Origin of the sequence: Mesorhizobium sp. M0491, assembly GCF_040321265.1 — a bacterium.
Classification (GTDB): Bacteria; Pseudomonadota; Alphaproteobacteria; order Rhizobiales; family Rhizobiaceae; genus Mesorhizobium.
This window is the reverse complement of record NZ_JAMYRE010000016.1, coordinates 160,044-185,604: the sequence shown is the minus strand read 5'-3', so window position 1 is coordinate 185,604 and position 25,561 is coordinate 160,044. Positions and strand designations below refer to the sequence as shown.

22 protein-coding genes are annotated in these 25,561 nt (G+C 63.4%); 11 read left to right on the top strand and 11 right to left on the bottom strand.

Going from position 1 to position 25,561, the window contains the following annotated elements; all coding sequences use genetic code 11:
- Nucleotides 1-156 precede the first annotated feature (156 nt).
- Genes NKI69_RS21845 through NKI69_RS21830 form a run of 4 tightly spaced genes read left to right on the top strand, consistent with a single transcriptional unit; the run spans nucleotide 157 to nucleotide 4,215 of the window.
- Complete coding sequence (locus tag NKI69_RS21845; RefSeq protein WP_023813235.1) at nucleotides 157-1,704, top strand: sugar ABC transporter ATP-binding protein; 1,548 nt, start codon at nucleotides 157-159, stop codon at nucleotides 1,702-1,704.
- Nucleotides 1,701-2,681, top strand: a complete 981-nt coding sequence (locus NKI69_RS21840; RefSeq protein ID WP_023813234.1) for an ABC transporter permease — start codon at nucleotides 1,701-1,703, stop codon at nucleotides 2,679-2,681. Before NKI69_RS21845 ends, NKI69_RS21840 begins: the two co-directional genes overlap by 4 nt.
- Complete coding sequence (locus NKI69_RS21835) at nucleotides 2,678-3,664, top strand: ABC transporter permease (protein WP_023813233.1); 987 nt, start codon at nucleotides 2,678-2,680, stop codon at nucleotides 3,662-3,664. The genes NKI69_RS21840 and NKI69_RS21835 overlap by 4 nt, the downstream gene beginning before the upstream one ends.
- A 2-nt stretch (nucleotides 3,665-3,666) precedes the next feature.
- Nucleotides 3,667-4,215, top strand: a complete 549-nt coding sequence (locus NKI69_RS21830) for a gluconokinase (protein ID WP_023813232.1) — start codon at nucleotides 3,667-3,669, stop codon at nucleotides 4,213-4,215.
- On the opposite strand, the gene NKI69_RS21825 is transcribed toward NKI69_RS21830, so the two are convergent.
- Both NKI69_RS21825 and NKI69_RS21820 read right to left on the bottom strand, forming a co-directional pair.
- Nucleotides 4,210-4,440 carry a hypothetical protein gene (locus NKI69_RS21825; RefSeq protein ID WP_023813231.1) on the bottom strand — a complete coding sequence of 77 codons (231 nt, stop codon included), beginning with the start codon at nucleotides 4,438-4,440 and terminating at the stop codon, nucleotides 4,210-4,212. The genes NKI69_RS21830 and NKI69_RS21825 overlap by 6 nt on opposite strands.
- Nucleotides 4,441-4,553: 113 nt before the next feature.
- Entirely contained in the window at nucleotides 4,554-5,459 is a 906-nt protein-coding gene (locus tag NKI69_RS21820; RefSeq protein WP_023813230.1) for a LysR family transcriptional regulator, read from the bottom strand.
- A 119-nt stretch (nucleotides 5,460-5,578) separates the two neighbouring features.
- Here NKI69_RS21820 and NKI69_RS21815 point away from each other — a divergent pair, with 119 nt between their 5' ends.
- Nucleotides 5,579-6,001, top strand: a complete 423-nt coding sequence (locus NKI69_RS21815) for a DoxX family protein (RefSeq protein ID WP_023813229.1) — start codon at nucleotides 5,579-5,581, stop codon at nucleotides 5,999-6,001.
- Nucleotides 6,002-6,044: 43 nt separating this feature from the next.
- On the top strand, nucleotides 6,045-6,914 hold the full coding sequence (locus NKI69_RS21810) for an NmrA family NAD(P)-binding protein (protein ID WP_023813228.1): 870 nt from the start codon (nucleotides 6,045-6,047) through the stop codon (nucleotides 6,912-6,914).
- A gap of 120 nt (nucleotides 6,915-7,034) precedes the next feature.
- Here NKI69_RS21810 and NKI69_RS21805 read toward each other — a convergent pair whose 3' ends face one another.
- Complete coding sequence (locus NKI69_RS21805; RefSeq protein WP_023813227.1) at nucleotides 7,035-7,484, bottom strand: RrF2 family transcriptional regulator; 450 nt, start codon at nucleotides 7,482-7,484, stop codon at nucleotides 7,035-7,037.
- A gap of 256 nt (nucleotides 7,485-7,740) precedes the next feature.
- Nucleotides 7,741-8,727 carry a sulfate ABC transporter substrate-binding protein gene (locus NKI69_RS21800; protein ID WP_023813226.1) on the bottom strand — a complete coding sequence of 329 codons (987 nt, stop codon included), beginning with the start codon at nucleotides 8,725-8,727 and terminating at the stop codon, nucleotides 7,741-7,743.
- A gap of 252 nt (nucleotides 8,728-8,979) precedes the next feature.
- On the opposite strand from NKI69_RS21800, the gene NKI69_RS21795 reads away from it, so the two are divergent.
- The 4 genes from NKI69_RS21795 (at nucleotide 8,980) to NKI69_RS21780 (ending at nucleotide 10,573) form a co-directional block, all read left to right on the top strand.
- The gene (locus tag NKI69_RS21795) at nucleotides 8,980-9,261 is read left to right on the top strand and encodes a type II toxin-antitoxin system TacA family antitoxin (protein ID WP_023813225.1); all 282 of its coding nucleotides are present in this window, start codon (nucleotides 8,980-8,982) and stop codon (nucleotides 9,259-9,261) included.
- Complete coding sequence (locus NKI69_RS21790; RefSeq protein ID WP_128303536.1) at nucleotides 9,261-9,746, top strand: GNAT family N-acetyltransferase; 486 nt, start codon at nucleotides 9,261-9,263, stop codon at nucleotides 9,744-9,746. The genes NKI69_RS21795 and NKI69_RS21790 overlap by 1 nt, the downstream gene beginning before the upstream one ends.
- A gap of 155 nt (nucleotides 9,747-9,901) precedes the next feature.
- Nucleotides 9,902-10,174, top strand: a complete 273-nt coding sequence (locus NKI69_RS21785) for an AbrB/MazE/SpoVT family DNA-binding domain-containing protein (RefSeq protein ID WP_023813223.1) — start codon at nucleotides 9,902-9,904, stop codon at nucleotides 10,172-10,174.
- Entirely contained in the window at nucleotides 10,175-10,573 is a 399-nt protein-coding gene (locus tag NKI69_RS21780) for a type II toxin-antitoxin system VapC family toxin (protein ID WP_023813222.1), read from the top strand.
- A gap of 15 nt (nucleotides 10,574-10,588) precedes the next feature.
- Here NKI69_RS21780 and NKI69_RS21775 read toward each other — a convergent pair whose 3' ends face one another.
- The 7 genes from NKI69_RS21775 to NKI69_RS21745 form a co-directional block, all read right to left on the bottom strand.
- Nucleotides 10,589-11,629, bottom strand: coding sequence for a sulfate/molybdate ABC transporter ATP-binding protein (locus NKI69_RS21775; protein WP_023813221.1), 1,041 nt, complete (start codon nucleotides 11,627-11,629; stop codon nucleotides 10,589-10,591).
- Between the two features lie 13 nt (nucleotides 11,630-11,642).
- Nucleotides 11,643-12,527, bottom strand: a complete 885-nt coding sequence (cysW, locus tag NKI69_RS21770) for a sulfate ABC transporter permease subunit CysW (protein ID WP_127270916.1) — start codon at nucleotides 12,525-12,527, stop codon at nucleotides 11,643-11,645.
- Nucleotides 12,520-13,371, bottom strand: coding sequence for a sulfate ABC transporter permease subunit CysT (cysT, locus tag NKI69_RS21765; protein ID WP_013530875.1), 852 nt, complete (start codon nucleotides 13,369-13,371; stop codon nucleotides 12,520-12,522). Before cysT ends, cysW begins: the two co-directional genes overlap by 8 nt.
- 21 nt (nucleotides 13,372-13,392) lie before the next feature.
- Nucleotides 13,393-14,418, bottom strand: coding sequence for a sulfate ABC transporter substrate-binding protein (locus tag NKI69_RS21760; protein ID WP_127271865.1), 1,026 nt, complete (start codon nucleotides 14,416-14,418; stop codon nucleotides 13,393-13,395).
- A 220-nt stretch (nucleotides 14,419-14,638) separates the two neighbouring features.
- On the bottom strand, nucleotides 14,639-15,190 hold the full coding sequence (locus tag NKI69_RS21755; protein ID WP_245273280.1) for a M15 family metallopeptidase: 552 nt from the start codon (nucleotides 15,188-15,190) through the stop codon (nucleotides 14,639-14,641).
- A gap of 412 nt (nucleotides 15,191-15,602) precedes the next feature.
- On the bottom strand, nucleotides 15,603-17,684 hold the full coding sequence (pbpC, locus tag NKI69_RS21750) for a penicillin-binding protein 1C (protein WP_352722521.1): 2,082 nt from the start codon (nucleotides 17,682-17,684) through the stop codon (nucleotides 15,603-15,605).
- Nucleotides 17,685-17,858: 174 nt separating this feature from the next.
- Nucleotides 17,859-23,357 (bottom strand): alpha-2-macroglobulin family protein, encoded by a 5,499-nt coding sequence (locus NKI69_RS21745; RefSeq protein WP_352722520.1) that lies wholly within the window; start codon nucleotides 23,355-23,357, stop codon nucleotides 17,859-17,861.
- Nucleotides 23,358-23,629: 272 nt separating this feature from the next.
- Here NKI69_RS21745 and NKI69_RS21740 point away from each other — a divergent pair, with 272 nt between their 5' ends.
- Complete coding sequence (locus NKI69_RS21740; protein ID WP_023813219.1) at nucleotides 23,630-25,558, top strand: autotransporter assembly complex protein TamA; 1,929 nt, start codon at nucleotides 23,630-23,632, stop codon at nucleotides 25,556-25,558.
- The last annotated feature ends 3 nt before the right edge of the window (nucleotides 25,559-25,561 follow it).

Genomic DNA, 25,561 nt, shown 5'->3' with positions numbered 1-25,561 from the left:
GCGGCAACTCCTTCCCGACCTGCGGAATCAATTCCACCGCCCATGAAATCAGGGGTCAGACCAAGCAACCCCATTAAATCATCGCGGGCTGCCACCGGGCGCCGCGGCTTGCGCCGCGGCGCTTGTCTCAATCCCACAATCGCCCTGGGAGGGCCGATGGACGGTGCGGCTCCGCTCTTTCGTATGGAAGGCATATCCAAGCGCTATGGCGGCGTACGGGCGCTGGAGAAGGCCGAGCTTGTCGTCGAAGCCGGCAGCATCCACGCCATTCTCGGTGAAAACGGCGCCGGCAAATCGACGCTGATCAAGGTTATGGCAGGTGTCGTGGCGCCCGATGAGGGCCGCATGACGCTGGACGGGCGCGAGGCGACCTTCGCTTCTCCGGGGGCCGCCAACAAGGCCGGCATCGTCTGCATCTTCCAGGAACTGTCGCTGGTCCCTGAGCTCAGCGTGGCCGACAACATCGTCATTTCCGATCCGCCCAAACGCTTCGGCATGATCGACCGCAAGGCGCAGCGCCGCATCGCCGAAGAAGCACTTGCTCGCGCCGGCGCCGCCGACATCCACCCGCTGGCGCTGGTCAAGGACCTGCCATTGTCGCGCCGCCAGATGGTCGAGATCGCCAAGGCATTGGCACGCAAGCCGCGCATCCTCATCCTCGACGAAGCCACCTCCGCGCTGACCGCCGCGGATGTCTCGAAGATCTTCGCGGTGCTCAAGCGGCTGCGCTCGGAAGGGCTGGCGCTGCTTTACATCTCGCACCGCATGAACGAGATCGCCGAACTGGCGGATCAGTGCACGGTGTTCCGCAACGGCCGCAATGTCGCCAGCTATGCAGCCGGCTCGAAGAGCGACAATGAGGTGGTCGAACTGATGATCGGCCGCGAATACAGCCATATCTTTCCGCCCAAGCCGGCGGCCGTGCCTGCCACCGCGGCCCCCAGGCTCGAGGCCCGCAAGCTCTCATGGGCCGACCGGCTGCACGATATCTCGCTGACCGTCAGGGCAGGTGAGGTGGTCGGCCTTGGCGGCCTCGACGGCCAGGGCCAGCGCGAATTGCTGCTCGCCTTCTTCGGCGTGCTGCGGGGCCTCAGCGGCCAGATCCTGATCGACGGCAAGTCTGTCTCGATCACCAGTCCATCCGTTGCGCGCGACGACGGCATCGGCATGGCGCTCATTCCCGAGGACCGCAAGACCGAAGGGCTGATGCTGCCGATGACGGTGCGCGAGAACCTGTCGTTCGCGGCGCTCGACCGGCTGTCGAAGGCCGGCATCATCGATCGCGCCGCCGAGCAGCGGCTGATCGACGACATGGTCGGCCTCTTGGCGATCAAGACGGCGGGCCTCGACATTCCGGTCGGCGCGCTTTCGGGCGGCAACCAGCAGAAAGTGGTCATCGCCAAATGGCTGATGCGCCAGCCGCGCATCATCCTGCTCAACGATCCGACGCGCGGCATCGACGTCGGCACCAAGCAGGAACTGTACCAGCTGATGCGCAAACTGGCCGACGCGGGTGCGGCCATCCTGTTCTACTCGACCGACTATGACGAACTGATCGGCTGCTGCGATCGCGTGCTGGTGCTCTATGACGGGGCGGTCAAGCGCGAGTTGGTCGGTGCCGAGATCACCGAGCGGGCGCTGATATCAAGCGCGCTCAACATCCATGGCGAGGAGAGCCCAGTGGGCCTGGGAGCAAGCGCGTGAAAGATTGGCGCTATTGGCTGGCCGAGCAGCGCGGAACGCTGCTGGCGTTCGGCATCTTCATCGTCATGTTCGTCATCTACACCTCGAACCATCCGGCGGGCTTCACCGCCAATGTCGTGCAGACGGCGTCGAACAAGGGTGTGCTGCTCGCCTTCGTCGCCATGGCGCAGACGCTGGTGGTGATCACCGCGGGCATCGACTTGTCCGTCGGCATGATCTTCCTGCTCACCAACTGCCTCGCCTCCTGGCTGGTGGTCGGCACGCCGATGCAGACGACGCTCGGTGTCATCGCCGTGCTGGCGGTAGGGCTGCTGTGCGGCGCGATCAACGGCGCCATCGTCATCTATGGCCGGCTGCAGCCGATCGTCGCCACCATTGCCACAGGCGCCGTCTATTACGGCATCGGCCTGTTGCTGCGGCCATTTCCGGGCGGCTCGGTCAATGAGGATCTGGCCGACGCGCTGACCGGCCGTGCGTTCGGCGTGGTGCCGGCGAGCCTGGTCGTCCTGCTGGCCGTCGTGCTGGTGATCTGGGTGCCGTTCAGCCGCTCGGTGCTCGGCCGCGCGGCTTATGCGGCGGGGTCGTCGGAGACGGCGGCCTACATGTCCGGCGTGCCGATCCGGCGCGGCAAGTTCGCCGCCTACACGCTGGCCGGCCTGCTGGCGGCGATCGGCGGACTGTTCCTGACCTTCTTCACCTATACGGGTGAAGCGGCCTATGCCAGCGGCAACTCCTACACGCTGTTTTCGATCGCCGCGGTGGTGCTCGGCGGCGTTTCGCTGTTCGGCGGCAAGGGCAGCGCCATCGGCGCCATCTTCGGCGCACTGGCCTTCCGCACCATCGGCGACCTGTTGTTCGTCTTCGATTTCGATCCGCTCTGGCAGCCGCTGTTCCAGGGCGTTATCCTGCTGGTCGCCGTCAGCCTCGGCGCCTTCGCCCTGTTTCGGGTCCGCAACCGGCTGGAGTGGTTCCTGTGAGCGAAACGACGCTTGGCGGCATTGCCGGCCGCGTGCCCAGATTCATCCGCCGTGCCGATCCGGCGGTGCTGACGGCCTTTGCCTGCATCGTTCTCTTGCTGTTCCTGGGCAGCCTCTATTCCAGAAGCTTCCTGTCGCCTGAATATCTTCTGCAGCAGCTCAAGGTGGCTTCATTCCTCGGCGTCATCGCCACCGGGATGATGCTGGTCATCCTGCTCGGTCAGATCGACCTGTCGGTGCCGTGGGCGGTGGCGGCGGGCGCCATGATGGCCTGCGCTGCGGCGGCCTACGGCCCGGTCGGCGTGGCGCTGGCCATTCCGTTCGGTATTTTCTGCGGCATGCTGATCGGCGTCGTCAACGGCATCGGCGTCGCCTATCTGCGCATCCCCTCGATGATCATCACATTGGCCACCAACGCCGTCGCGCAAGGGCTGATGGTGGTCTACACCGGCGGCTTCTCGCCGCAGGATTCGGCGACGGGCGCGATGCGCTACCTGGCGACCGGCTTCGCCATTCCTGGCGTGCCCAACGCGGTCATCATCTGGGCGCTGATCGGGGCCGCGATGGTGTTCGTGCTGACCCGTACCAGCTTCGGCCGCACCGTCTACGGCATCGGCAACCGCGAGCGCGCGGCCTATCTCTCCGGCATCGATACGCGGCGCGTGGTGATGATCGCCTTCGCCGTCTCCGGCGGGCTCTCGGCTTTCGGCGGCGTGCTTCTGGCGGGCTATGCCTCCAAGGCGGCGCAGTCGATGGGCGACGCTTATCTGCTGCCGTCGATCGCCGCGGTGGTGCTTGGCGGCACCTCGATCCTGGGCGGACGCGGCTCTTATCTCGGCACTGTCGCCGGTGTCATCCTGATCACGCTGCTGCAATCCATCCTGTCGGTCATGCAGATGCCGGAGGCGGGGCGGCAGATCATCTATGGTGTCGTCATCGTCGCCATGCTGCTGCTCTACGGCCGCGCGCCGGCAAGCCGCTGACAGTGGATGAAAAGGCAGCACAGGCGCCAGCGGGCGCTCCCGGCTCGGTGTCTCCGGCCATCGTGGTGATGGGCGTCGCCGGCTGCGGCAAGTCGGCCGTCGGTATTGCGCTGGCGGCCGCGCTGCGCGTTACCTTTATCGAGGGCGACAGGCTGCACCCGCCGGAAAACGTCGCACGCATGGCAAGCGGCGAACCCCTTACCGATCAACTGCGCGAAGGCTGGCTCAACGCGATCGGCGAGCGCATCGCGGAGTCGGTGGGCGGCCGACAGGGCGTGGTTGCCGCCTGCTCGGCACTGAAGCGCAGCTACCGCGACCGGTTGAGCGGCTTCTGCCCGGAAATCGTCTTCCTCTATCTGGAGATCGACCCTGCCACGGCCAGGCAGCGTGTCGGCAACCGCAAGGGCCATTTCATGCCGGCAAGCCTGGTCGACAGCCAGTTCGCCATCCTCGAGCCGCCGGCAGTGGAGGAGCGGGCCCTGACGCTCGATGCGACGCGCCCGGTCGGTGAGCTCGTCGCTGCCGCGGTCCGACTGATACGCCGGTCATGAACTTTCATCGTCAGTGCCGATGCCGGTGCTGTCCTGGGCCTCGGTCAGCCGCTGCCGGCGGGACCACGTCAGCATCTGCTCGGGGTAGAGCCTCAGCGCCTCCAGCAGGCGGTCACGCTTGAGCAGGATGTAGTGAGCCTGCACGGCCATGTTCTTGGCGCCATCCCTGGCGGTGTCCGTTGCCGGGGTGACAGACGCCTCCGGCGCCAGCGCGGGGCTGAGCACGGCCCGGTACTCATGTCCGTGCTTGAGCCGGCGCCCGCGACGCCGGACCGCCGATCGGCAGACACAACTTCAGAAATGTTGATTTCGAGGGTCGGACGAAGATATTCGTGTCGCTATTCCATATATGGCGTCAGCACATCTTCGATCCATTTCATGAATGCGCGGACTCGGCGCGACAGATTGCTCCGATGCGCAACGACGAGGGACACGGCGAGCGCCCGGCGACGAAAATCGGGTATGATCTCGACAAGCGCTCCACTCTCCAAGTATCGGCCAATGCCCAAGAGTGGCGCCTGAATCACACCAAGGCCGGCGAGGGCGGCGGCTTCGTAGGTCTGCGCGCTGTTGACGTGTAGCCCACCTGGCAACTGAAGCGTCGCGTAGCTGTCGCCGTCCGGATATTCCCATCCATAGGGTCTCGCGCCCAGCACCGTCGAAAAGTGAATTGTCCTATGTTCCTGACGCCGGAGATCTTCCAGCGACCGAGGGACGCCATGGCGCGCCAGATAGGCGGGGCTGGCAGCGTTGGCCATGCGCAACAGGCCCAGTGGGCGGGCAATCAGCGTCTCGTCCCGAATGGGTCCAAGCCGCAATACACAATCGAACCCCTCTTGAACCAGATCGACTTGCCGATCCGTACTCGACACCTCCAGCTCCAACTCGGGGTGCGCCGCCATGAAATCCGGCAAGGCCGGCACGATCGTTGTGCGCGCCACTTCGGTTGGAAGGTCGACCCGCAAACGCCCGCGAAGTGCCACGCGATCGCCGGCGAACATCGAGTGCAGATCATCGACTTCAGCAAGCAGATCGCGGGCACGGGCATGAAATGCGCGTCCGTCTTCCGTCAACCGCACGCTGCGCGTCGTCCGGTGCAGGAGCCTGACACCGAGATCTTCTTCCAGCTTCCGGACCGCCGTTGAGGCTCTCCCCTTTTGGATGCCCAGGCTGTCGGCTGCGCGGGTGAAGCTCCCCATTTCCGCTACCGTTATGAAAATGAGGATGGGTTCGAGATTTTGCATTTTCGTGCCCCGGTATTGTTTCCCGAAAAGAGAACAGTCGGTTCATTTCCTCGGTGTTTATCACGTCTTGGGGGCACAGTAAGCTTGGAACATGGGATCTTCCCAATGGAGAATGACAAGTGTCGGAAACCGTGAACCTGCATCAGACACCTGAAACTATGACCTTGCATCGCGCCCTGTGGGCCGGCCGGATAATGAGCGCGTTTGTCGTTATCGCTTTGATGGCAGACGGCACTGTTCAGCTTTTCGCGCCGGCACGGATCGCGAGCATGTTGCAGGAAACCGGGTTCGCGATGGACCTGACCGGTGTCGTGGGTCCGATCATACTCGCCTGCGCCATCCTCTATGCCATCCCGGTCACCGCCGTCCTCGGCGCGATCCTGGTGACTGGCTTTCTGGGAGGTGCCATCTGCGCCCATCTCCGCATCGGTGAGTTGGGGTCGCCGCCGGAAATCATTTCCCTGCTTCTGGGCGCGATGACCTGGGGCGGCCTCTATCTGCGCGATCCCCGTATCCGGGCCATTCTGCCGCTCATCCATTGAACCAACAGGGGCAGCTCTGTCCCTAAACATCAGGAGAAAACACATGTTCTTAGTAATGGGAATCACGGGAAACGTGGGCGGCGCGACGGCAAGGCATTTGCTAGCGCAAGGCAAGAAGGTGCGCGCGCTGGTTCGCGACCGCGAGAAGGCGTTGAGCTGGGCGAACCGGGGCGTGGAGCTCGTTGACGGCGATTGGAACGATTCGGCAGCCATCGAGCGAGCGCTCGAAGGCGTCGAAGGCGCGTTCGTCATGCTGCCCCCTGTCTGGGCGCCTTCGCCCGATTACAAGGAAGCAAAGGGCGTGATTGCAAGCTATGTCGAGGCGCTCACCAAGACAGCGCCGCCGCGAGTGGTTGCGCTTTCGTCTATGGGGGCGAACAGAACCAGCGGGCACGGGGTAATCGCGGCCTTGTCGCTTCTGGAGCAAGGTTTTCGCGACCTGACATCGCCAGTTGCTTTTGTGCGCGCAGGCGGATTCTTCGAGAATTTTCTTTTCGGGTTGCAGGTCGCGCAGGGCGGAACGCTGCCGGCTTTCTACAATCCGACAAACCGGAAATCGACAATGGTCGCGACGAACGACATCGGCGCGGAATTCGCAACGCTTTTGACCGGGCCAATGTGGTCAGGGCAGCGCATCGTCGAGCTTGGTTCGATGGTCAGCGCGGACGACGTCGCCGAGCAATTGGGCGAAGTCCTGAATCTCGACGTGAAAGCCTTTGCAATCCCGCGTGCGGGGTGGGCGGAGGCGCTCGAGCAATTCGGCATCCCGAAGGGCCACAGCGGACCTGCCGAAGAAATGTACGAGGCCGTGAATGCGGGATGGATGGACCTCGGTGTGGCGGGTACGGAGCACGTGGCGGGTACGACGTCCGCACGCGATGTATTCGAGGCTGCGTCCAATTTGAACGGGTAGGCCAAACTGTATGGGGTTCTCCTGTGATTTCAGGTCTTCGCAACCCGGGATTTGGAGAACTCCCTCTTCAATGGAAGAATCTCATGTCTGTCTGAGCGCGGTCAGCTTGCAGTCGGTGGTTTAGATCTGCGACGTCAGCTCGACCGGAAAATCGTCATTGTCCGCATCGCGCATGGCGGCGAGGCTGCGATTGTCCAGCACCTCGGCGATAGCCTGCCGCACCTCCAGCATCATGTGGCGGACCTGGCAGGTCGCCTCGTCGCAATCCTCGCAGCGCTGATACTGCGTGCGGCTGGCGCAAGGGATCGGCGCCAGCGGCCCGTCAAGCACGCGCACGACATGGCCGATCTTGATTTCGGAAGCCAACCGGGCAAGGCGGTAGCCGCCTTCCTTGCCTTTGCGGCTCTGGACGAAGCCGGCATTGCGCAACTCGCCCAGGATGGCATCGAGGAATTTCTTCGGGATATTGTTGGCCACAGCGATGTCATTGACGAAGGCCAATTGGCCGGCCGGCAGGCCAGACAGATGCACGAGGGCCTTGAGGCCGTATTTGCCTTTTTTTGTCAGCATGCCCAGATCAACCCATAAAAGCCCCAACCACTCGCATCTGCCGGCTGTTTGTGTGCAAATAATGACGTCTTCGCCCTGCGATGATGTTTCGCAAACAGCCACCAAATTGCACGTCAGGCATAAACGCGTTGATTCTTTGTAACGTTTTGCACTGAGAAGGCGGATATTCTGCTGATAACCAGGTTTTCGGCGTTCAAAAACGAAAAAAGCCGGCAGGGCGCCGGCTTTTCCGTCTACTCCGCAGATATCGCGGCCTTCAGCGGCTGCCGTAGGTCTGGTCGAGCAGGCCGCCAGCGGCGAAATGCTCTTTCTGTACTTTGTCCCAGCCGCCGAAGACGTCTTCCACCGTCAGCAGCCGGATATCGGGGAAATCGGCCTTGTATTTTGCCGCCACAGCGGCGTCGCGGGCTCTGAGGCCGTTGCGGGCGGCGATGTCCTGGCCCTCCGGCGTGTAGAGGAAGTCGAGATAGGTCTTGGCCAGATCGCGCGTGCCGTGCTCGTCGGCAACCTTGTCGACGATCGCGACGGGGAATTCGGCCAGCAGGCTGACCGAAGGCGTGACCTGCTCGAACTTGCCGTCGCCATACTCCTTGCGAATACCGCGCGTCTCCGACTCGAAGGTGATCAGCACATCACCGATCTCGCGCTGCACGAAGGTGGTGGTCGCGGCGCGGCCGCCGGTGTCGAAAATCGGCACGTTGTTGAACAGCTTGGTGATGAACTCCTTCACCTTGGCGTCGTCGCCCTTGAAGGCCTCCTTGGCGTAGGCGGTGGCCGCCAGATAGGTGTAGCGCGCATTGCCGGAGGTTTTCGGATTGGGGAAGATCACCTGCACGTCGTCGCGCACGAGATCGTTCCAGTCCTTGATATGCTTGGGGTTGCCGGCGCGTACCAGGAAGGACGGCAGCGAATAGAAGGGCGAGGCGTTGTCGGGAAAGTTCTTCTGCCAGTCTGCCGACACGAGGTCCTTCTTGACCAGGAAGTCGATGTCGGTGACCTGGTTGAAGGTAACGACATCGGCGCCAAGGCCCTCGGCGATGGCGCGCGCCTGCGCCGAAGTGCCGGCATGCGACTGGTCGACGGTGACGCCCGGATGCTGAGCGATGAAAGCCTTGTTGACCTGCACGAACAGTTCGCGGCCGACATCATAGGATGCGTTGAGCAGTTTGTCAGCCGACCAGGCCGGGGAGGATGCGAGGAACAGGCCGGCGACGGTGGCAAGCCCGAGGAAAAATCGCTTCATGAAAACAGGCTCCGATGCAATGTGTTTATGGTCGGACCATAGCCGGGGTGCGTGGTGTGCGACGAGGCATGGGTCCGGGGATCAATGCATCGCTTCTAGAAAACCTATCCCCGGAATAGAAGGTTCGTAGTTTTTTCTTTCAAGTGCGACTTCGCCTCGGTGGACGCCGATCGTTCCATTCGTTTGACTGTTCCGAAAAAAGATACACATTGTGTATGCAGGTGTGCTACGGGAGCGACAAGGAGCGCTGCCATGACAAAGACCACACCCGAGACCCACGCCAAGCCTGTCAATCTGCGCATCCGAGAGGATGTGCGCATATTGATCGACCGTGCTGCGAAAATACGCGGGAAGACCCGCTCCGACTTTATGATCGATGCTGCATATCGTGCGGCCGAGGACACGCTGCTCGACCAGGCACTGATCAAGGTGGATCCCGAGAGCTATCGGCACTATCTCGACATCCTCGATGAGACGCCAAGCGGTGAAGGTTTTGCACGCCTTATGAACGTGCCCAGGCCGTGGCAGGGATGATACTATCGGCGCCCGCGCCTCTGGCCGAAAATCACGATCTCGACCTTTTTCGAAGCGGGACGGAAAGTCTCGACCAATGGCTTCGCCTGAGGGCGCGAGCCAACCAGGTCAGCGGCGCGTCGCGTACCTATGTGGTGGCGGAAGACGCGCGCGTTGTCGGTTATTCCTGCCTCTCTTCGGGCGGGCTTGATCTCGCGCAGGCACCCGGCGCCATTCGTCGCAACATGCCTGATCCCATTCCGATGGTCGTGCTCGGGCGTCTTGCCGTCGACGCGGGCTGGCAAGGCAAGGGGCTGGGTGCCGCGCTGCTGCAAGACGCCGTTTTACGGGCAGGTCGCGCCGCGACGATCCTCGGGATTCGCGGGATATTTGTTCATGCCATATCGGATGAGGCGAAAGCCTTTTACGAACACTACGGTTTTGCGGCTTCGCCGAAAAACCCAATGACCTTGGTGCTGTCGCTGAAAGGCGTGACGAAAGGATAGTCGTGTCGCTCGAAGCATGAATTAAGCCGACCGCCATCAGACCGAAACGTTCCGGGGTGCGATGGCAGGCGATGTCTCCTGTGCCGAGTTTTCCCGGGCCTTGCACCGTGGCGCTGTTTGGCATATACAAATGGCATATACAAAAGAGCTGCAACATGCCCCAGAACCGTCATTCAACAACGCCGCCCAAGGAGGCGAAGCTGTTTCGCAACAACCGCAGCCAGGCGGTGCGCATTCCTGTCGAGTTCGAGCTTCCCGGCGAAAAAGTCCTGATCAGCCGGGAAGGCGATCGTCTTGTCATCGAGCCGGTTCGCAAACCTGGCCTCACCGCGTTGCTCGCCCAGTGGGCGAAAGAGCCGCCGCTCGATCCTGAAGACGACTTCCCCGAGATCGACGACACGCCAGTCAAATCCGAGGACATTTTCTAGATGCGGTTCATGCTGGATACGAACATCATCAGCGACATGATCCGAAACCCGGCTGGCAAGGCCGCGAGGGCAATGTCGCGCGAGGGAGATGACGCGGTTTGCACCAGCATCGTGGTCGCCTCGGAATTGCGATATGGCTGCGCCAGGAAGGGATCGGCCAAGCTGCTCAAGAAGGTTGAAGACTTGCTGGCCGAGATTCCTGTCTTGCCGCTCGATGTGCCGGTGGATGCCGAGTATGGCGGACTTCGCGCCGAGCTTGAAGCGGCAGGCCAGACCATTGGCCACAACGATCTTTTTATTGCCGCTCATGCCTGTGCATTGGGCGCCACGCTGGTGACCGCCAACACGGGCGAGTTCAACCGGATCAAAGGCCTGAAGGTCGAGAACTGGCTGGCGTAGCCCTCGACCAGAGGATCAAGCCGCCGGAAAAAGTTTCCAGCGTCCGGGGCGAAACGCCACCCGGCTTTTCTGCGCCGCGGGGTGGTCGACGGGCAGTTCGATTTCGACCCGCTGGCGCTCTCCGCCGATCTCAAGCTCGACCCGGCGCGTGCCGGCGACGCGGCGGCTGGCGGCGACCGTGCCGGCGATACAGCCGCTGCAGCCGTCCAGCAGTTCGACATCATGCGGGCGGAAATAGAGCGTCGCATCGCCCGAGGGCTCGTTGGGCGCGGCAATCCCGATCGGACGGTCGGCGAGCCAGATCTCGCCATTCTCGACCTTGACGGGAAGCGAGCTTGATTCACCGATGAAGCCATAGACGAAGGGCGAGTTCGGCGTGTCGTAGATATCGTCGGCGGTGCCGACCTGCTCGATGCGGCCCTGGCTCATCACCACGACGCGGTCGGCAAGCTCCAGCGCCTCTTCCTGGTCGTGGGTGACGAAGACGGTGGTATGGCCGGTGGCGTCATGGATTTCGCGCAGCCAGCGGCGCAATTCCCGGCGCACCTGCGCGTCAAGCGCGCCGAACGGCTCGTCGAGCAGCAGCACCTTGGGCTCGATCGCCATGGCGCGCGCCAGCGCCACGCGCTGCCTCTGGCCGCCGGAGAGCTGCGCCGGATAGCGCTTTTCGAGCCCTGAAAGCTGGACGAGGTCCAGAAGCTCGGAGGCGCGACGGCGGATCTCCTGCGCCGGCGGGCGCGACGGTCCGTGCCGGACCTTCAGGCCGAAGCCGATATTGTCCGCCACCGTCATATGCCGGAACAGCGCATAGTGCTGGAAGACAAAGCCGACATTGCGCTCCTGGATCGACTTGTGCGAGGCGTCCTCGTCGCCGAAGAATATCTTTCCCCGTGTCGGCCGCTCCAGCCCGGCAATCAGCCTGAGCAGCGTCGTCTTGCCGGAACCGGACGGTCCCAGCAACGCGATCAGTTCGCCCGACTTGATGTCGAGCGAGACGTCGTGAAGCGCCGGAAACCGGTCAAACTCCTTGCGCACGTTGGCAACGCGAACTTCCATAGTGGTCCCTTTGTCAGTGCCCGCGTGTTGCGGCGATCTCGGCGCCGTAGCGCATCTCGAGAAGTGTTTTCAAGACCAGCGTGACGAGCGCCAGGCCCGCAAGCAATGAAGCGACGGCGAAGGCACCGACGGCGTTGTACTCGTTGTAGAGGATTTCGACATGCAGCGGCATGGTGTTGGTCAGGCCGCGTATGTGACCCGACACCACCGATACCGCGCCGAACTCGCCCATGGCACGCGCATTGCACAGGAGCACGCCGTAGAGCAGCCCCCATTTGACGTTGGGCAAGGTCACGTACCAGAAGGTCTGCCAGCCATTGGCGCCGAGCGAAAGCGCTGCCTCCTCGTCGCCATTGCCTTGTTCCTGCATCAGCGGGATCAACTCGCGGGCGACGAAGGGGAAGGTGACGAAGATTGTGGCCAGCACGATGCCCGGCACGGCAAACAGGATGACGATGCCATGCGCTTTCAGCCAGGTGCCGAGCAGCCCTTGGGCGCCGAACAGAAGCACATAAACGAGGCCCGATATGACCGGCGAGACCGAGAAGGGGAGGTCGATCAGCGTGGTCAGGAAGGCCTTGCCCTTGAACTCGAACTTGGCGATCGCCCAGGCGGCGGAGATGCCGAAGACGATGTTGAGCGGCACCGAGATCGCCGCCACCAGCAGCGTCAGCCGGATCGCCGAGCGGGTGTCGGCACTGCCGAGCGCTTCGGTGTAGGCACCGATGCCCTTGGCGAAGGCTTCGTTGAAGACGATGATCAGCGGCAAGAGCAGGAAAATGCCGAGGAAGGCGAAGGCGACGGCCATCAGAGCCAGGCGCGCAGGGCGGCTTTCCGTGACCGCCGCCGACTGGCTTTCATGATGCGGTTCGTAGGATTTGATCTCCGGGTCAGCCATAGCGCTTGCGGCTCCATGACTGTGCGAGGTTGACGACCAAAAGCATGATGAACGACAAAGCGAGCATGATCGCCGCGATCGCGGTTGCCGCCGGATAATTGTATTCCTCCAACCGAATAACGATCAGCAGCGGTGCGATTTCTGATTTGTAGGGCAAGTTGCCGGCGATGAAGATGACCGAGCCATATTCGCCGACGCCACGCGCGAAGGCGAGCGCGAAGCCGGTGACGATGGCCGGCGCCAGGCCCGGAAACAGGATGCGGGTGATGATCTGGAAGCGATTGGCGCCAAGCGTGGCGGCGGCTTCCTCCACTTCCTTGTCGATCTCCTCCATGATCGGCTGCACGGTGCGCACGACGAAGGGCAGGCCAATGAAGATCAGCGCGATGACGATACCGAGCGGCGTATAGGCTACCTTGATGCCGAGCGGCATCAGCAATTTGCCGATCCAGCCGTTCGGCGCGTAGAGCGTGGTCAGCGCGATGCCGGCCACAGCCGTCGGCAGGGCGAAGGGCAGGTCGACCATGGCATCGACGATGCGGCGGCCGGGGAAGCGGTAGCGCACCAGCACCCATGCGACCAGCGTGCCGAAGACGACGTTGACCGCAGCTGCGACGAAGGCGGTGCCGAAGCTGATTCTCAGCGCATTGATGGTGCGGCGATCGGTGGCGATCGCCCAGAATTCAGGCCAGCCAAGGGCGGCCGAGCGCCAGAGCAGCCCGGATAGCGGGATGAGGATAATGAGGGTGAGGTAGGCAAGCGAGAAGCCGAGCGTCAATCCGAAACCCGGAATTACGCTCGGCTGCCTGAATCGCCACCCCGCCTGGGCGGGTGCTGTGGTCATGTCGTCCTGAATATCGACTGCTTACTGGGGCTTGTAGATCTGGTCGAATATACCACCATCGCCGAAATGATAAGGCTGTGCTTTTTTCCAGCCACCAAACTGTGGATCGTCGATGGTTACGAGCTTGATCGGCGGCAGCTTGGCGAGGTCTTCGGCCGGCACCAGATCGGGCTTGGCAGGACGATAATGGTTCTTGGCGATGATCGTCTGCGCTTCTTTGGAATAGAGCCAGCTCAGATAGGCTTCGGCGACCTTGCGCGTGCCCTTGGCATCGACATTGGCGTCGACCACCGCCACCGGCGGTTCTGCCAGGATCGAGGTCGGCGGGTAGACGATGTCGAAATTGTCGGCACCGAACTCGTCGAGCGCCAGATAGGCCTCGTTTTCCCAGGCGATAAGCACATCGCCCAAGCCCTTTTGCGCGAAGGTCACGGTCGAGCCGCGCGCGCCGGTGTCGAGCACCGGGGCATTGGCGTAGAGCTTGCCGACGAACTCCTTGGTCTTGGCCTCGTCGCCGCCGTCATTGGCGTTAGCGTAGGCCCAGGCGGCGAGATAGTTCCAGCGCGCGCCGCCGGAGGTTTTAGGATTAGGCGTAATCACCTGGACACCGTCCTTGACGAGGTCGCTCCAGTCGTGAATGCCTTTGGGATTGCCCTTGCGAACGAGGAAGATGATGGTCGAGGTGTAAGGCGCTGAATTGTTTTCGAATTTGGTGCGCCAGTCCGGATTGATCTTCTTCGCCTTCGAGACGATGGCATTGATGTCGCCTTCAAGTGCCAGCGTCACCACATCGGCGTCGAGGCCATCGATCACGGCGCGGGCCTGGGCGCCCGATCCGCCATGCGACTGCTGGACGGTGACCGTCTCTCCGGTCTCGGCCTTCCAATGCGCGACGAAAGCTTCGTCATAGGCCTTGTAGAGCTCGCGTGTCGGATCGTAGGACACGTTGAGAATGGTGGTATCGGCAAACGCGAAACCGAGCGTGCCGAACTGGACAGATGTGGCGACCAGTGCGCCGAGCAGTTTCCTGAAATGAGGTTTGGTCATTTCTGCCTCCGTTGAACCCGCGCCAAATCTACCGAATTGGTAGAAATTAGATGCATTCAATGTTGCCTTTTTTGCCCCTCTTGAGAAAATGTTCGACGCCATTTCGCCGTTAGGAGAAATATTTTCCTCTTGCGGCCAAAGGAAGAATCCATGGCCCGGCCACTCAGCCTATCTAGCAAGGGGCGGTGCCGAGGCAAGGTGTGGAATTTGGTCCGGTGCATCAATCGGCGGTGATGGGAAAGTCGAAACGCTGTCTGGCGAACGGTTCGCTTTTCAGCGTGAAGTGCCACCATTCCCTTGCATAGTTCTTGAAGCCGCCAGCGCGCATGGCGTCGACAAGCATCTTGCGGTTTGCCGCCGCTTCACTGGCAAGGCCGCGGTGGGCGGTTTCGCTCATCGGATCAAAGCAGTCGAAGCCGGTGCCGAAATCGAGCGTGTCGGCATCAACCGCGCCACAGGCCGGGTTGGGGCTGGACCTGCGGTCCGTCCGGGCGATGGCGACGTCGACGGTCGAGCCTCGTGAATGGGTCGACAGCTCTCCGACATAGCCGTTGGCGATCAGGTCGCTGCGCCTGACCTTCGGATACCATTGCGGATCGGGCGGCCCGCCCTCGCGCGTCCATTCATTCATGTCGGCGACGGCGCGGGCAGGGCGGTAGCAATCGAACAACACCAGGGTCAAGCCTTTGGCGGCGATCGCTTTCTGGACGGCGGACAGTGCCTTTGCCGCCTGCCCAGTGAGGATGCAGGCCGGGGCGTCATAGCCGTCCACTTGCGATGCAGAAAATTATCCGATCCGGCGTAGCGTATGTCCTGGCGGATCGAGGGATCGACATCGGCGAGCCGGACAAAGCCGGCGGGCAGGGCATCGGCCAAAGCGGGGAGTGTGGTTGCCGCGATAAGGATTGTTGCTGCCAGTGCTGAGGCTGCTGACGATAGAAGATGGCGCGAGGCACCCCCCTCTGCCCTGCCGGGCATCTCCCCCGCAAGGGGGGAGATTGGCAGCTTTGCCGTTGCGTATTGTCTTTGACAGTTGGCGAAAGCGGAAAGGACATCCGATCTCCCTCCTTGCGGGGGAGATGGCCGGCAGGCCAGAGGGGGGTGCCTCGGAACAGGCATGGGGTGAGTATCCTGCTATCCGCTGAGCCTGTGGAAAGCCAATTCCATGAATCGCTTGGCGCGATCTATTCGACAAACACCTTCACACTCGCCGCACGCCCCGCGGCGTCGATGACGGTCAGTGTCGAATAGCCGGCGCCGTCGGGCTGCCAGGTCGCGGTGCGGCGACGGTCGATGCCAGTGAGCGGCTTGCCGTTGGCCAGCCAGCGGAACGGCGCGCGGCCGCCTTGCAGCTTCAGCACAAGCGGCGAGGCGTCGGCAGAGCTGGTGCCGAGATCGACGCGGGCGCCGTCGGGCGGGAAGATGATGGTCGGTGCGGGTTCGGTCACTGTCGCCTGCACCAGTCCGTCCGACCCGGCGCCGAAGCGGGCGAGCGTCACCGGGAGGTCCTCGCGCCTGGGGCTGAACATGCCGGGCGGTTTGCCCGGCAAGGGGACGGTGGCGATGCCCGAGCGGACAAAACCCTCGAACAGGATGGGAGCGGCCGAGACATAGCCGGAAAGGCCGGGCACCGCGCCGGCATCGGGGCGGCCGACCCAGACGCCCAGCACATAGCGGCCGTCGAAGCCGATCGACCAGGCGTCGCGGTATCCGTAGGACGTGCCGGTCTTGTAGGCGATGCCGCGCTGCAAGGCACCCTCGGGCGGCTTGACGCCCGACAATATGTCGATGATCTGCCAGTTGGCCTGACCGTCGAGGATGGTGGCGCTGGTGCGCTCGGCATTGGCAGGCTCGGTGCCATCATGCAGCGTGTGCGTCTTGCCGCCATTGGCGAGCCCTGTGTAGAGCTGGACGAGGTCGCGCAATGTCACCCCGACGCCGCCAAGACCGATGGCCAGGCCCGGGGCTTCGTTGACCGGCAGTATGGGGCTGACGCCGGCCTGGCGGAAGCGCGCCATCAGCCGCGTTGGCCCGACCGCGTCGAGCACGCGGATCGCCGGCACATTGAGCGACAATTGCAGCGCTTGCCGGATGCTGACATCGCCCTGGTAGCCCATATCGAAATTCTTCGGTCGGTAGCCGGAGAAATCGACGGGGCTGTCGTCGATCAGCGTTTCCTGCGCCACCAGGCCCTGTTCGAAGGCCAGACCGTAGATGAAGGGCTTCAGCGTCGAGCCGGGCGAGCGGACGATCTTTGTCATGTCGATCCAGCCGGAGCGGCTGGCGTCGAAGAAATTGGCCGAGCCGACTTCGCCAAGGATGTCGCCGGTGCGGGAGTCGGCCAGCACCATAGCGACCGACAGGCGAGGGCCGAGCTTGGTGGCCGCGTCCCTCGCCACCTGTTCCAGCCCCTCCTGGACGCTCTTGCGGATCGTCAGCTGCAAGGGCTGGCCGGGGACGGCCTTGGGCAACATCGCATAGGCGGCGTGCGCGGCGAGCGCCGGCAGCGTGCGGCGCAGGTCCGAGACATCGTCGAGGGCGGCCCGTGCGGCCTCGCGCTCGCCGAGCAGGCGGGAGGAGACCATTCGGGTCAGCACCCGGTCGCGGGCGGCGTGGGCGATCTTCAAATTGCGGTCGGGCCGGCGCTTTTCCGGCAGTTGCGGCAGAGCGACGAGCAGGGCGGATTCGGAAACGGTGAGCCGTTTCGGCTCCTTGCCGAAATAGGCGAGCGAGGCGGCGCGCACGCCTTCCAGATTGCCGCCATAAGGCGCCAGCGTCAGGTAGCGTTCGAGGATTTCGCGTTTCGACAATCGCCGCTCGATCTGGATGGCGCGCAGCATCTGCCTGACCTTGGAGCCGAGGCTGCGGCTTTCGCGCGGCTCGATCAGCCGGGCAAGCTGCATCGAAAGCGTCGAGCCGCCGGAGACGATGTGGCCGCTGGTGGCGAACTGGCCGGCGGCGCGGGCCAGCGCCAGCACGTCGACACCTCCATGGTCCCAGAAACGCTTGTCTTCATAGGTGACCAGCATGTCGACGAACTGCTTGTCGACCTGGTCGAGGCGGGTTTCGAGCCGCCAGTACCCGTCCGGCGTGGCAAAGGCGCGCAACAATTCGCCGTCGCGATCCTGGACTTCGGTGGAGACCGTGAGTTCGGCTGGAAGCGGGGGTGGGAAAGCACGGTCGAGTTCCCAGAGGCTGGCTGCGGAGAGCGCCAAAAGGCAGGCGCCCCCTGCGGCTCCAATAGCGAGTTTGCGAAGTATCTTCATGGCTGGAAAGACGCCCCCTCATCCGGCCGCTTCGCGGCCACCTTCTCCCCGATGGGGAGAAGAGACTGGCGCCGGCGCTGGTCGTCTCCTCTCCCCTCGGGGAGAGGTCGACCGAGCGAAGAGGAGGGCGGGTGAGGGGGCACTTTGCTTATCGCGTCCATCACCATCGGAGCCTTACGGCGCCTTGACCTCCATCATGCCGGTGGCGGTGCGGGCCGAATATTGCGGCCGGTACATGTCCTCCACCGTTGCCGCCGGGTGCGCATAGGTACCCGGCGTCACCGCGCGCACGACATAGGCGAGTGTCAGATTGTGGTCATGATCGCCATCGGCCGGGTTGAACGCCGCGACGAAACGGTCGTCGCGGAATTCGAGATGGGCCGCATCGGTCTGCGCCAGCCAGGAGAAGTTCGTCAGCTGGGCGCTGGAGACCAGGCCGGGATTGTCGATCTCGAAGCCGGCCGGCAACAGGTCGGTGACCAGCAGGCGCGACGGCCATTTGTTCTGCTCGTTGACCTTGAGCACGACGACATAGCGTTCGTTCTGCGTCGCCTCGGTGACATTGGCCTCGGTGCCGTCGAGCTTGTAGTAGGTGCGGCTGATGGTGAAGCCGTCGCCGCCGGCCGGCAAGGGCTGGACCGGCGACGCCACGGTGGTAACGACTGCCTGCAGCGGGGTCTTGCCGGTGTTGGCGATGGTCAGCGGGCTGTCGGCCAGGTCAGAGCCTTCCACCTGGTTGGAGTAGCCGCCGGAATGCGCCGCGCCATTGACGGCCAGCGTGATCGAATCATTGCCTTCCTTCAGCGCGCGGGCCGCAAGCAGCATCCAGGATTCGTCCTGGGTGCTGGTCCAGCGGGCTTCGGCGCGTTCCCTGGTCACCAGCTTGATCAGTTCCGGCACGATTGTCGGCACCGGCTTGGATTCCGCCGCCAGCGCCAGCATCGCCGCGCCATCACGCAGCCGCGAGCCGTAGTCGGAGCGGTAGTAGTCGTAGTCGGTGGTGGACTTTGCCAACTGCAAGGCAGTCTTGAAGGTGGCTTCGGCGCGCGGTGTATCGCCGTAGAGCGCCAGGCTTGCCGCCAGCTGGGCAACGGCCATCGGGCTTGAGAAAGCTTCGAGCTGGGTGTCCGCATAGTAGCGCAGGTCGCCGATCGAGGCCTTCTTGTTGCGGGCCAGAACGTAGAGGGCGTAGGCGATCTCGCTGCCACGGTCCTGGACGCTCTGGTCGTAGCCGAGCGAGTTCTGCAGATTGCTCAGCGCCTGGTTCATGGCCAGGCTCGGCACGTCGTATTTCTGCTCGCGCGCCCTGGTCAGGAAGTCCGTGACATAGGCATCGAGCCACAGATCGCCGGAGCCCGGACCCCACAGGCCGAAGCTGCCGCCCGAGGCCTGATAGCTCAGAACCTTGTAGATGGCGTCCTGGATGCGGCCATGGATATCGGGATCGCTGGCCATGCCGATGCCGGATGCCAACTCATTGACGTAGAGAAGCGGCATGGCGCGGCTGGTGGTCTGCTCGGCGCAACCATAGGGGTAGCGGTCGAGTGTCATCAGCAGCGACGGCACGTCGAAGGCTGCCGCCTGCGAAACGCCGACGCTGACGGAGGCGCCGTCAAGCAGGCTTGCCGCCAGCAGTTCCTTGTCGACGCGCAGCGCGCCGCCATTGCCCTTGAGGTCGACCACCAGCCGGGTGGTGACCGGCAATTGCGCCGGACGCACCGGTACATAGAGCGTCTGCTCGACCTTGGTGCCGTCGGCATGGGCGAGCTTGATGGTAAGCGAGGCATTGCCGGCCGTCTGTGCGATCAGCGGCACGGTCAGCGTCTGGCGCTTGCCCTGGGCGAGCGTCAGCTTCTGGGGCAGGGGCTTGTCGCCCGTCGACAGGTCGCCCGTCGTTTCGATCGAGAAGGCGTAGTCGCCGGCCGGACCATCGGTGTCGGCGACATCGATGCGCATGACGGCGGCGTCACCGGGCGCCAGGAAGCGCGGCAGTCCGGCGGTGATGACGACGGGATCGCGCACGATCACGTCGGACTGGGCGTGGCCGACCGCTTCCTTGGTCCAGGCGACGGCCATGACGCGCACGGTGCCGTTGAACTGTGGGATGTCGAAGTCGATCCGCGCCTTGCCGTCGGCGTCGAGCTCGACAGGACCGGAGAAGAAAGCGACCAGCTTTTCGGTCGGCGGGCTGCCTTGCGCCTGCATGTTGGCGCCGTCGCCGCCGGTCCTGAGCTTGCCGGTGTTGCCAAGCGAGCCGTCGATCAGGCGGCCGTATATGTCGCGGATTTCCATGCCCAGCATGCGCTGGCCGAAGAACCAGTTCTCCGGGTCCGGTACCTTGTAGTTGGTCAGGTTGAGGATGCCGACATCGACGGCGGCAACCATGACATAGGCATTGCTGCCCGGCTGCACGCCGGCGACCGAAACCGGGATCGACAGCTGTTGGCGCGGCATGGTCTTGTCCGGCGGCGTCAAGGTGACGGCCAGCTTCTTCGAGCCCGGATCGACCTTCAGCCATTTCACGCCGATGGCGCGCGCCGGCATGCGCGTTTCCTGCGCCTCGCCCGGCCGGAACAGGGTTGCCGTGACATAGGCGCCGGCACCCCAGTCGTCGCCGACCGGGATGTCGACCGTGCTGCCGCCGGCCGGCACGGATGCCGTGACGGTCTTCAACAGCTTGTCGGAACCGATGTTGATGAGAAGTTCGCCGGCAAAGTGCGGCGAGACTTTCAGCCTGGCCACTTCGCCGGCGGCATAATTGTCCTTGTCGAGGGCGATTTCGAGGCCGTCAGGCGTTTCGGTGGTGGTCGAGGAGACATACCAGCCGGCATCGAACTCGTAGCTTGTCGCCGGTCCCTCGGGATCCGATGTCTCGACTTCGAGGCGGTACTGACCCCAGTCGACCGGCACGGAGACCGTTGCGTCGCCGTCGGCGCTGAGGTCGACCTGGCCGTTGGCGATCGACTTGGTGAAGTTGACCGGCTCGTAGTTCCAGGAATTGTTGGAGCGGTACCACTGGTAATTGCGTTCGACCTTGACCAGCGTCCACTGCGCGCCTTTCAGCGCCTCGCGCTTGCCGTCGGGATCGACGGCGATCAGGCTGAACTTGGCGGTGCCACCCTGCGGCACTTCATTGTCGGCGAAATCCGGACGGATGCCGATCATATGGCCTTGCGGGCGGATGCCGATGTTGAGCGAGCGCTCTATGGCGCGGCCGCCGGATTCGCGCATCCTCACCGTCACCTTGGCGTCGACCAGCTTGGTGGTCGAGGGCAGTTGGTCGACGGAGACCGGGAAGGTCACCTTGCCGTCATCGCCGACCACCGGCAGATCGGCGAGGGGGGTGACCGTGGGTTCGGCCGACTGCTCGTCGGCGAGACCGAAGGAAAAGCCCTGGAAGCGGTCCCAGTGGCGCGACGTCGACAGCGTCAGCTCGCCTTCCAGCGCCAGGCCGGCCGCCGGAGCGCCATAGAGGAAGCGGCCGTCAATGTCGATATTGGCGGTTTCGCCCAGGGCGATTTCCTGCTTGTCGGCCTTCATGTCGAATTCGATGCGATCCGGTACGAAATCCTCGACCAGGAACATGTGGCTGGCCACCGCCGGCTGCTTGGGATCGGTGTAGATCGACACCGACCAGGTACCGCGCATGGCGTTGGGTTCGAGCGGCAGGTCGACGGCATGGCCGCCCGCGGATGCGCCGTCACTGACGATACGGCGGTTTTCGACACCGTCGGGGCGCGAGAAGATGAAGGTCAGCGGCAGGTTCTCGACTGCCTTGGCGGCGCCGTCGCGAGCAAGGGCCGCGACATGAACATCCTCGCCGGCGCGGTAGATACCGCGTTCGGTCCAGGCATAGACGTCAAGCGCACCGGGCGCCGCGCGCCCGGTGACGCCGCGGTCGGACAGATCGAAGCCGGCCCGGCCCATGTCGAGGAAGACGAAATCATTGTCGCCCTGCTTGGCCATCAGCACGGCCGGCACCATGCCGCCGTCGCCGCGCGTCAGGCCGGGGTTGAAGACGGCATGGCCGTCAGCATCCGATGTCGCCGTGCCGAGAACCTCATTGTTCCTGGCAACCAGGGTCAGTTCGGCGCCTGCTATCGGCTTGGCACTGCCCAGCGAACGGGCAAAGACATTGAGCCCGTCCTGGCCGGTATAAGTCGACAGGCCGATGTCGGAGACGACGAACCATTGCGTGGCCATCGAATTGTAGTCGTCGCTCTTGTCGTTGACGGCCTGGGCGGTCAGCACGTAAACGCCGGGCTTGCGCTGCGGCACCGCCTCGTCGACCGGGAAGGAGGTGGTGACCTCCTTGTTGAGATCATCGGCGATGTCGAGCTGGCCTTGCCAGACCGGCGCGCCCATCTGCTCGGAAATGTTGGAGATGTCATAGCCGTCGAGCTGGTGCAGGAACTGGTAGCCCGACAGAAGCTGGGCGAGCGAACGATCGCCGATGCGATAGAGCTTCATCTCGGCGGCGTTCATGTTGACGGTGACGATCGGAATGCCACGGCGCGCGCCAGCCGGCAGCACGAAGCTGTCACCGGTGAAGCGGGCGGACGGTGCGCGGTCCTGCACATAGATCGACAGCACCACGGGGGCCGCGGTCACTTCGCCGATTGCCGCCGGCAGGCCGGCGCGGAAGGTGACGTCGTAGTGCTGGCCATGCTCCAGTCCTTCGACGCAGATTTGCTTGTCCTTGGCCTCGACGCCCTTGGGCGGTGCATTGTCCACGGTGACGAACTGCGCGTAGTCGACGCCGGTCTTGACCAGATCCTCGGAGAATTGCACGCAGATGCGCGGCGCGCTGGTGTCAGCGTCGACGGTATGGTCGATGACGCGAAAACCCTTGCGGGCCTTGAGATCGGCATAGTCGGCCTGGACCGCCGGCGAAGGGTTCAGGGCAAGGCTGGCCTCATAGGCCTGCAGCGCCGGCCGGTAGAGATCGCGCTTGTCGAGCCCGTTGCCGAGCAGCGCCAGCACTTCGGCGCGCGTCTTGGCGGTGCGCAGCAATTTATAGGCATTGAAAGCGGCCGACGTGCCGTTCGCCGGCAAAGTGGATGCTTCGGAGGTGCTTGCGGCGGGCTGAACGGCCAGCGTTTCACGCGCCAGGTTGAGCCAGAGCTGGCCATCATCGGGCAGCACCGAGACCGCGGCCTCGTATTTCAGCATGGCGGAGCGGTGATCGCCGGTCAGCACGGCCTGTTCGGCGGCGTTATGCAAGGCAGCCATGCCTTCTGTAGGTCTGTCATAGGCCGGGCCGAGCAGCTTGTTGCGGTATTGCTGGGCCTGATCGGCCATCCAGTTGGGGAAGAAAGCGAGTTCCGGCGGCGCGCCGATATCAGGATCGCCATCGATGTTGACGACCTTGCCCGCGACCGCGCCGTTGAAGGTTTTCAGCTGGTTGTAGTCGGATTTGAGGAAGCACCATTTGGCTTTTTTGTTGTAGGTGAAGGCGCGGCAGGCCGGGTCTCCCAGGCACGTCGTCTTGCACTGGTCGATTGTCACATTCTGGTCGGACCTGAGATCAAAGCCGAAATAGTCGGAATTGTCCGTTGTCGCTATTCGCCGGGCCTCGGCCGCTTGCGCGGCGCTGCTCCAGGCCAGGACATTGGCCCAGGCGAAAAACAGAAGAATCAGGATAGACAGACCACGAGCCGCGCGCATTGCCATAACACCCCTCCAGACACAGCTGACGTCCGGGCATGATCAAGCTTCAGTCAGGCTTGTCAACACAAGGACGCGGCAGGGTTCCGCCTGCCAGCGGTTTCCTTTCCGGCCGATGACCGGTAGTACCTCCATAGGACAGGGGATCACGCATTCTTGCGGCGACGCAAAAGGTGTGAATTCCAAGCCCGCCCTATTTCAGACAATTGGATTGTGGCCCCTTTACGAGCGCTTCAGAACTTCATTCCAATTTTAGTTTTGTAATCTAGGTTGTCTTAATGCCGGCGCATGAAGAGCAGATGTCAGGAGGTCGCGCGCCAGGGCGTGCGCTTCCGCGCGCCCTGCTGCTGGCCATGATGTGCTCGACCGTGCTCGTCGCCGAATCGCGCCCGGCGGCCGCTTTCGAGCTTTTCGGCATCAAGCTGTGGGGATCGTCCAGCGACGAGGATGCCGATATCGTCGATCCCCTGCGCTACGCCGTGACCATCAATGCCCCCGACGCCGACAAGGATCTGGTCAAGAAGCTCGAAAATGCCTCGGCGCTGAAGAGTGACGAGGAGCGTCCGGTTTCAGGCTCGCTCGGGCTGATGGCCAAGGCGCGCAGCGACCGCGAACAGCTTGTCGCCGCGCTTTATGCCGATGCCCGTTACGAAGGCGTCGTCACCGTCACCATAGACGGCAAGCCGCTCGACGATTTGCCGCCGGATGCCGAATTCAAGGGGCCGCAGCCGGTTCCCGTGGTCATTGACATTGCCACCGAGCCGAAATTCACCTTGGGCAATATCCACCTTGAGGGCGATGCGGCAGGACTGATGAGCGCCGATTATGGCCTGATATCAGGCGGCGACGCCGGATCCGGCGCGGTGCTCAAGGCCGAGGCGCTGATCGTGCGGACGCTGAAGGAGCAAGGCAGACCGCTGGCCAAGGTGACAAACCGCCAGATCGTCGCCGACCATGCGACCTCGACGCTCGACGTGACGCTGACGGTCGCCGCCGGACCGGTCGCCGGCTACGGCCCGACCACGGTGGAAGGCACCGAGAAGGTCGACCGTGACTTCACCGAATACATGACCGGCCTCAAGCGCGGCCGGCAATATTCGCCGCAAGAAATCGACGACGCGCGCGACCGGCTGCTGGCGCTCGAGGTCTTCAACAGCGTGACGTTCAAGGAAGCCGACACGCTCGATGCCGACCGCAACATTCCGATCGGCGTCCAGGTAAGCGAGCGCAAGCCACGCTATTTCGGCGTCGGCGGCACTTTTTCCAACACCGAGGGGCTGGGCCTTGAGGGCTATTGGGGCCACCGCAATTTGTTCGGCCGGGCCGAGAAGCTGCGCATCGAGGGCAAGATCAGCGGCATCGGCAGCAACGATCTCGGCGAGCTCAACTACAATGCCGGCATCATGTTCGAAAAGCCGGGCGTGATCGGGCCGGCATCGAAGTTCTTCGCCAGCGTCAAGACGGTGCTCGAACATCCTGACGCCTACGACCATTTCTCGGTCAAGGGCAGTACCGGGCTGTCCTACGAACTGACGAAGAAGCAGACGGTTTCGGCGGAAGTGGCGCTCGACTATTCTCGCATCCACGACGCTTTCGGCAAACACAAATACCTGATCGCCAGCATTCCGCTGCAATATGTCTACGACAACCGGGACAACCGGCTGAACCCGACAAGCGGCTTCCGGGTGCTGGCCTATGCCGAGCCCAGCTACGACATTTTGAGCGGTGCGGCGTTCCTGAAGCTGAGGGGCGAAGGGTCGGCCTATCAGTCGCTGGATTCGGCTTCGAAGTTCGTCCTGGCCGAACGTGTCGCTATCGGTTCGATCGTCGGCACCAGCCTCGAACATGTGCCAGCCGACCGGCGCTTCTATTCCGGCGGCGGCGGTTCGGTGCGCGGCTATGCCTATCAGGGCATCGGACCCAAGGACTTCACCGGCCAGCCGATCGGCGGCCTGTCATTCTTCGAAACCTCGGTCGAGATGCGCATCGCCATCACGGACACGATCGGCATCGTGCCGTTCGTCGACGCCGGCACCGTATCGACCAAATCGGCTCCCGATTTCTCCGATGTCAAGGTCGGCGCCGGCGTCGGCCTGCGCTATGTCACGCCGTTCGGGCCACTGCGCATCGATGCCGCCGTGCCGCTCAACCGCGATCCGGGTGACCCGCATTTCGGCATCTATGCCGGCATCGGACAGGCATTCTGAGCG